The following is a 7,729-nucleotide window of genomic DNA, read 5'->3' on the forward strand; positions in this document are numbered from 1 at the left end:
GTATCCTCAACTCGGTCGCCCACCGCCCCCATTCCCGGAGGTCCCGATGGTCTCGCCAGCACCCCAGCCGCCCGCCCCCGGCGGCGCCGCGTCCCCCGAACTGCGCAAGGTGACGATGTCCAGCCTGCTGGGCACCGTGATCGAGTACTACGACTTCCTGATCTACAGCTCGATCGCCGCGCTCGTGTTCGGGCCGCTGTTCTTCCCGTCGCTGAACTCCTCGACCTCCACCATCGCCGCGTTCGGCACGCTCGCCGCCGGGTACGTCGCGCGTCCGCTCGGCGGGCTCGTGTTCGGCCACTTCGGCGACAAGCTCGGCCGCAAGTCGATGCTGATGGTGACCATGACGCTGATGGGCGCGGCCAGCTTCCTCATCGGCGTGCTGCCGACCTACAGCTCGATCGGCATCGCCGCGCCGCTGCTGCTCGTGTTCCTCCGCGTGGTGCAAGGGATCGCGGTCGGCGGCGAATGGGGCGGCGCGGCGCTGATGGTCGTCGAGCACGCGAGTGCGCGCCGGCGCGGCCTGTGGGCGGGCATCATGCAGCTCGGGTCGCCGCTGGGGTCGTTCCTGGCGACGCTCGTGTTCGCGCTGGTGAGCCTGCTGCCGAAACCCGCGCTGTTCTCGTGGGGCTGGCGGCTGCCGTTCCTGCTGAGCGCGCTGCTGCTGATGATCGGGCTGTACGTCCGGCTGCGGGTGTCGGAGAGCCCGGTCTTCCGCGAGCAGGCGGCCAAGTCCGGCGACAAGAAGCCGGCCGTCCCGGTGCTGCAGGTTCTGCGCCGCCCGCGCGCGCTCATCCTCGCCTGCGCGGCCGGGATCGGCCCGTTCGCGCTGACCGCGCTGGTCAGCTCGCACAGCATCGCCTACGCCAAAACCCTCGGTTACGACGTGTCCGACGTCGCCCGCGCGCTCCTGTTCGTCGCGGGCGTCGGGATCATCTGCATCCCGACCTTCTCCGCGTGGTCGGACCGGATCGGGCGGCGGACAGTGAGCCTGATCGGCGCGGTCGGCACGATCATCTACGCGATTCCGTTGTACGCCATGGTCACCAGCGGCTCGGTGCTGTGGCTGACGGTCGGTCTCATGGGCGCGCAGGTGCTGCAGAATCTGATGTACGCGCCGCTCGCGCCGATGCTGTCGGAGATGTTCGGCACCGAGGTGCGCTACACCGGGGTTTCGCTCGGATACCAGCTGGCGAGCCTGATCGGCGCCGGGTTCACGCCGCTGATCGCGAGCAGCCTGGTCGCCGGGTTCGGCGGGTCGAGCCTGCCGCTGAGCGCCATCGCGGGCGTCGGGGCGGTGATCACCATCGTGGCGATCTGGCGGATCTCGGAAACCCGCGGCAGCGACCTCACCGCGTCGTCCGAGGCGGACTCCCCCGCCGCCGAACCGGCCGCTCGATGGTCCTGACGATCGCCGAAGCCGCGGTGGCCCTTCGCACCGGGAGGACCACCGCGGTGGCGTTGGCCGAATCGGCGTTTGCCGCCGCCGACAAGCGCGACGCCGCGCTGGGCGTCTACCTCTCCCGGTTCGACGGACCGGCGCGGGCTGCTGCGGCACGGGCGGACGCCGAGCTGGCGGCTGGCCTCGATCGCGGTCCGCTGCACGGGATTCCGCTGGCAGTAAAAGATCTTCTCGCCACCGACGACGGCGAGACGACCGCGCAGAGCCAGGTGCTCGATCGCGCCTGGGGCCGGCGCGGCGACGGTCCGGCGGTCGCCCGGCTGCGCGCCGCGGGCGCGGTGCTCACCGGAAAGACGACGACGATGGAGTTCGGGATCGGCGCGCCGGACCGGACGAAGCCGTTCCCGCTCCCGCGCAACCCGTGGCGTCCCACGCACTACCCCGGCGGATCCAGCTCCGGCAGCGCGAGCGCGGTCGCCGCGGGCCTGGTGTTCGGCAGTCTCGGCACCGACACCGCGGGCAGCATCCGGTACCCGGCCGCGCTGTGCGGGGTCACCGGGCTCAAGCCGACGTACGGCCGGGTGCCGAAGAACGGCTGCGTCCCGCTCGCGCCCGGCTTCGACCACGTCGGCCCGCTCGCCCGCAGCGCCGAGGACTGCGCGATCCTGCTGACCGCGCTCGCCGGGGCCGATCGCGGCGACCCCTCGTCCGTCGACCGGCGTTTTGAGGACTTCCGCAGCGGGTTGACCGAGTCGCTGGCCGGTCTGCGGATCGGGGTGGTGCCGCACGAGGACCGGGGTTTCGAGCAGGCAGTGGCTGTTCTGCGCGACGCGGGCGCACGCACGACACCGGTCGAACTCCCGTACTACGCGGAACTGAGGACGGTGACCAAGTTCGGTCTCGCGGCGGAGGCTTTCGCTTGGCACCGAACGAATCTGCAGCGCCGGTGGTCCGATTACGGTGCTTCCACGCGGATGGCGATCGCGAAGGGCGCGCTGGTCTCCGCCGCTGATTACGTGCGGCTGCAGCGGGTCCGACGGGCTGGGCAACGGAAGCTCGCGCAACTGTTCGCCGAAGTCGATCTGGTGGTGACGCCAACGGCCACCCGCGGCGCGCCCGCGATCGCTGAGCTGAGTACCTCCGGGATGGCCGAAACCGCGCTCACCTCTTACTGGAACGCCGTCGGCAACCCGGCGCTGTCCGTCCCGATGGGTTTCACCCCCGACGGGCTGCCGCTCGGCCTGCAGATCGCCGGACGGCCGTTCGACGACGCCACCGTGCTCGCCGCCGGACACGCCTACCAGCAACGGACCAGCTGGCACCGCCAGACGCCGTGGGAGAGCGTCCGATGACCGTCGCGGCTCTGCTCGCCGCGGCCGGACTGTCCCCGGCTCCGGCCGAGATCGCCCGGCTCGAAGCGGACTACCCCGGCTGGGCAACCGAGCTGTCCGCGTTGGACGAGGCACTATACGAGGAGCCCGCCCCGGTCTTCCGGGCGGAGCTGTGAGAAGGAGGAACGACCGTGGGCAACGACCTGACGCTGCCGAGCTGGCTGCGGACGATCGGCGGCCAGCCGCACGGCGCGCACCGTCGCGCCCTGGCCGACGAGCACGGCGAACTCACCTTCGCCGAACTGGTCGCCGCCATGGACGCGACCGCCGCCGGGCTGCGCGAGTCCGGGGCCAAGCCGGGCGACCGGATCGTCACCGCGATGGAACCGTCGGTCCCGCACACCGTCGCGATCCTGGGCGCGCTGGCCGCCGGGATGGTAGCCGCGCCGCTGAACATCCGGCTGACCGCGCCGGAAGCTCGCGCGTACCTCAGCGCACTCGAACCCGCCGCGCTGGTCGCCGACCCCGCGTACGCTCCGCTCGCCCGGGAAACCGGGTACCGCGTCATCGAACTTCCCTCGGCGAACCAATCCGCGCCGATCGCCGAACGGCTGGCCCCGCTGCACAATCCGAGCGGTGAACCGGCCGCTCCGGACGAGGACGGCTTCGCGATCATCTTCGGCACCGGCGGCACCACCGGCAGCCCGAAAGGCGCGGTGCACACCCACCGCAGCCTGTGGCTCTGGCTGAACACCTGCGCCCACGGCAATCCGCGCGTCCCCTCGGACGTCGAGCTGTTCTTCTCGCCTTTCTTCCACATCACGCTCGGCACGAACCTGCTGACGCCGCTGTTCGCCGGCGGCGAGGTCTGGATCCACCGGCGTTTCGATCCCGCCGCCGCGCTCGCCGCGATCGACCAGGGCGCCAGCAGGCTCATGGGCGCGCCGACGATGTTCGCCGCCCTGCGCGCCCGGCCCGAGTACGCGTCGACCCGGCGGGAGAACGTCACCGCGATCCGCTTCGGCTCCGCCCCGTCCACCGGCGATTTCGTGCGGGACCTGCTGCGCGACTTCCCGAACGCCCGCGTCCGCGCCGGTTTCGGCGCGACCGAATTCGGCTCGGTGATGGGATTCGACCACGACGACCTGCTGGCCGGACGGTTCGCCGGCGTCGGAAGGCCGCTGCCAGGCGCGACCGTGCGGATCCTCGACGCCGACGGCCGCGAAGCCGCCCCGGGCGTCGTCGGCGACCTGGTGGTTTCGTGCCCGTGGCAGACGCACGGCTACTACGGCCTTGCCGGCGAAACGGCGTCGACGTTCCAGGCTGACGGTGTCCACATCGGAGACCTCGCGTCGCGCAGCGAGGACGGCTGGGTGACCATCGCGGGCCGCCGCAAGGAAATGATCATCAGCGGCGGGGAGAACGTCTACCCGCGCGAGGTGGAGGAGGTCGTGCTCCGGCACCCGGATGTCGCCGACGCGATCGTGTACGGGATGCCGGACGAGCGCTGGGGAGAACGGGTCGAGGCGAGCGTGGTCGCGGTGGCGGGCCGGACGGTGGAACCCGCCGCGCTGCGCGAGTATTGCCGCGCGGAACTGGCGGGGTACAAGATCCCGAAGACGGTCCGGCTGATCGCCGCGGTGCCGCTCACCGCGAACAACAAACCGGACCGCCGCCGGGCTCGCGCCGACGCTCTCGCCGCGCGGGACTGAAGCCCCGCATTCCGCCGCCGGTCCCCGCCTCGACGTCCGTGAGGGGAACCCTCACGGACTCAGAGTCCCTCCGGGTTCCCCTCACGGACCACCCGTCATTCCGCCAGCTTGCGCAGTTCCGCCTTGCGGATCTTGCCGGTCGACGTCTTGGGCAGTTCCGCGAACCGGATGTCCCTGGGCACCTTGAAATGCGCCAGCCGCCCCCGCAGCCAGCCGATCAAGTCCGCACCGGACACTTCGGCCCCCGCGCGGAGGCGGACGAACGCCACCGGCACCTCGCCCCACTTCGGATCGGTCTTCGCGACCACTGCCGCCTCCGCGACCGCCTCGTGGTCCAGCAGCGCGTTCTCGACCTCGATCGACGCGATGTTCTCCCCGCCGCTGATGATCACGTCCTTGAGCCGGTCGCGGACCTCCACATACCCGTCCGGATGCCGCACCGCGACATCCCCGGTGTGCAACCAGCCGCCGGCGAACGCCGCCTCGGTCGCCGCCGGATTGTCGAGGTACCCCGCCATCACCGTGTTCGAGCGGATCACCAGCTCGCCCAGGGTCTCCCCGTCCGGGGGAACGTCCGCGAACTCCGGAGTCACCACCCGCGCCGACTCGACGTTCACCGTCCGGACCCCTTGCCGGGCCATCAGTTTCGCCCGTTTCTCCGGTCCAAGTTCCGGCCACTCCGGCCGAGGAACGCACATCAGCGAAGGGCCGTACGTCTCCGTCATCCCGTACAGGTGCGTCACCTCGATCCCGATCCCGGCCATCGCCGCGATCGCCGCGGGCGACGGCGGCGCTCCCCCGACCGCGAACTGCACCCGCTGCGCGAACCGCGCGCCGCCGCTCGCCTGCACCAGCAGGTCGAGCACGACCGGCGCGCCGCTGAGATGCGTCACGGCTTCCTGCTCGATGAGTTCGAACGCCCGCGCCGCGTCCACCTTCCGGAGCGTGACGTGCCGCGCGCCCGCCGCGGTGACCGCCCAGGTGTAGCACCAGCCGTTGCAATGGAACATCGGCAGCGTCCACAGATAGCGCGAACTTGCTTGCAGGCCAGTGGAAACGACCTGCCCGAGCGCGTTCAGATACGCGCCGCGATGCGTGTAGACCACGCCTTTCGGACCGGCCGTGGTGCCCGAGGTGAAGTTGACCGCCAACGGCTGACGTTCGTCGCTCGGCAGCCGCAACGGCACCGGATCCGAGGTGCGCAGCCAATCCTCGTAGTCCTCGCCGATCACCACGACCGCGCGCAGCCCGGACCCCGCCTCGGCGACCTGCGCGACCAGCGACTGGTCGACGATGAGCACTTTCGCGCCGGAAAGCCGCAACAGCTGCGTGTATTCTTCCGGTGCGAGACGCGTATTCAGCGCTACCAAAGCACATCCGGCCCCAGGCACGCCGTAATGCGCCTCCAGCAACGGCACACCGTTCGGCGCCAGCACGGCGACCCGGTCGCCCTCGCCGAGTCCCAGCTCCCGCAGGCGTCCGGCCAGCCGCTCCGCCCGGTCCGCGAGCCGCGCCCACGTCACGCGTTCCCCGGTGTCGGTGACCACACCGATCCCGTCGCCGTCGAGGTCGACCGTGCGCCGCAGGAAACTCAGCGGGCTGAGCGGCACGTCGTTGGCGAATTCCATCCCGGCTCCCTTCACACGACAGCGATCGGGCGCAGCGGCGAACCGGTCCCGCCGCGCAGCGTCAGCGGCAGCGCGACGAAGAGGAACGTGACGACGCCGTCCGCCGCCAGGTCCTCGCAGTTCACCCATTCCATGATGTGAATCCCGTGCTGCTGCAGCAAAAGCACATGCACCGGCAGCGGGTTGCCCGGCACCGGCGACGGCCGGACCTCGAACGACATCGTGTCCGCGCCGACGTACCGCACGCCCTTCGACACCAGCCATTGCGCCCCGTCCACGCCGACCCCGCTGCCGCCGCTCTCCTCGGCGATCCGCGCGGTGTCCGGCCAGAACTTCATCTGCCCGGTCCGCACGAGCACGATGTCCGACCCGGTGATCGTGACTCCACCAGCATCGGCCGCCTGCCGGAGGTGGTCTTCCCCGACGGCGAAATGCGGCGGCAGGACGTCGAGGCCAAGCACCTTCGGGATGTCCAGCAGGACGCCGCGGCCGATGATCGGACCCAGCTCGGACGCGTCGCCGCGGAGCGCGCCGTAGTCTCCCAGCGCGCTGTTCGCCGAGGTTCCGCCGTGCCACTCGTCCTCGCTGCCGCACGTGACGTGACAGAGCGCGTCGATGTGCGTTCCGGTGTGCAGGCTGCCGGAGACCAGTTCGGACACGTAGCCGAATTCGACGTCGTTCGTGCCGGGCGAGTCGAACGGGAACCGGCCTTCGGCGCGCTGGCCCTGCGGGGAGTTGTACGTGACGACTTCCAGCTGCGGGTTGCCCGCGAACGTCGGCATGTGCCGCCACCAGCCGGTCGACAGGTCGTACACGGAGCCGGTCGCGGGCAGGCCGAGGCTGCGCACGAGGTCGGCGTCGGGCGGGGTGCTTCGGGAACTCATGAACACTTCCTTGTGGTCAGAGGGGTTTCAGACCGTGACGGACAGCCCGGCGTCCACTGGGACTACCGCGCCGGTGATCCCCGCCGCCGCCGGGGAAGCCAGGAACAACACGGCGGCGGCGACCTCGGCTGGTTGCACCGCCCGCCCGCGCGGCGTGCGGCCCACCATGCGCTTGCCGGTCTCCGAGGGCAAGAACTCCTTCATCCGCGGCGTTTCCACCAGGCCGGGCGCGATCGCGTTCACCCGCACGCCGAACGGCGCTTCCGCGGCGAGATACCTCGTGTAGCCGAGCACGCCCGCCTTCGCCGCGGAGTACCAGCTCACGCCGCCGCCGATCACCGTGCCCGCGATCGACGCGACGTTCACGATCGCTTCCGCCCGCTCCCGCACCCGGTCGAGCCAGGAAGTCGTGACCAGCTCGACGAGCCCGAGCACGCCGACCACCCCGTCCGCGAACGGCCGCGGCCGCTGGCTCGACGGGCCGGCGTTGTTGACCAGCATTCCCGGGGTGCGCCACGCGAGCGTTCGGTCGAGTGCGGCGGCGACCGACGCTGGGTCCCCGGCGTCGGCCTCGACTGGCAGCACGTCGCCGTCCGACTCCCGGGCGAGACTGGTCACCGCGGCGAGGTCGAGGTCCCACGCGGCCACCGCGACTCCCAGTTCGGCCGCGCCGAGCGCGATCGCGCGGCCGATCCCGCTGCCCGCGCCGGTGACCAGGACACAGCTTCCGGCTTCAAAGCCCATAATGGTCAGCATCAATACAGTATACTCT

At 71.1% G+C, this 7,729-nt stretch carries 7 protein-coding genes; 4 read left to right on the forward strand and 3 right to left on the reverse strand.

What is annotated here, in order from left to right; translation table 11 throughout:
* The first annotated feature begins 46 nt into the window (after positions 1 to 46).
* Genes ACFXI3_RS34230 through ACFXI3_RS34245 form a run of 4 tightly spaced genes read left to right on the forward strand, consistent with a single transcriptional unit; the run spans position 47 to position 4,445 of the window.
* Positions 47 to 1,408: an MFS transporter gene (locus ACFXI3_RS34230; RefSeq protein WP_378405238.1), complete on the forward strand. Its 1,362-nt coding sequence runs from the start codon at positions 47 to 49 to the stop codon at positions 1,406 to 1,408.
* Positions 1,399 to 2,754, forward strand: a complete 1,356-nt coding sequence (locus ACFXI3_RS34235; protein WP_378405240.1) for an amidase — start codon at positions 1,399 to 1,401, stop codon at positions 2,752 to 2,754. Before ACFXI3_RS34230 ends, ACFXI3_RS34235 begins: the two co-directional genes overlap by 10 nt.
* Positions 2,751 to 2,909: a hypothetical protein gene (locus tag ACFXI3_RS34240; RefSeq protein ID WP_378405241.1), complete on the forward strand. Its 159-nt coding sequence runs from the start codon at positions 2,751 to 2,753 to the stop codon at positions 2,907 to 2,909. Before ACFXI3_RS34235 ends, ACFXI3_RS34240 begins: the two co-directional genes overlap by 4 nt.
* A 15-nt stretch (positions 2,910 to 2,924) precedes the next feature.
* On the forward strand, positions 2,925 to 4,445 hold the full coding sequence (locus ACFXI3_RS34245) for a class I adenylate-forming enzyme family protein (RefSeq protein WP_378405243.1): 1,521 nt from the start codon (positions 2,925 to 2,927) through the stop codon (positions 4,443 to 4,445).
* Positions 4,446 to 4,540: 95 nt separating this feature from the next.
* Here ACFXI3_RS34245 and ACFXI3_RS34250 read toward each other — a convergent pair whose 3' ends face one another.
* The 3 genes from ACFXI3_RS34250 to ACFXI3_RS34260 all read right to left on the reverse strand — a co-directional run.
* Complete coding sequence (locus ACFXI3_RS34250) at positions 4,541 to 6,073, reverse strand: AMP-binding protein (RefSeq protein WP_378405245.1); 1,533 nt, start codon at positions 6,071 to 6,073, stop codon at positions 4,541 to 4,543.
* Positions 6,074 to 6,084: 11 nt separating this feature from the next.
* On the reverse strand, positions 6,085 to 6,957 hold the full coding sequence (locus ACFXI3_RS34255) for a cyclase family protein (protein ID WP_378405247.1): 873 nt from the start codon (positions 6,955 to 6,957) through the stop codon (positions 6,085 to 6,087).
* Positions 6,958 to 6,984: 27 nt separating this feature from the next.
* On the reverse strand, positions 6,985 to 7,729 hold a 745-nt coding region (locus ACFXI3_RS34260), incomplete at its 5' end, for an SDR family NAD(P)-dependent oxidoreductase (RefSeq protein WP_378405249.1).

It is taken from the genome of Amycolatopsis sp. NPDC059235 (assembly GCF_042754125.1).
In the GTDB taxonomy this organism is placed as follows: Bacteria; Actinomycetota; Actinomycetes; order Mycobacteriales; family Pseudonocardiaceae; genus Amycolatopsis; species Amycolatopsis albidoflava.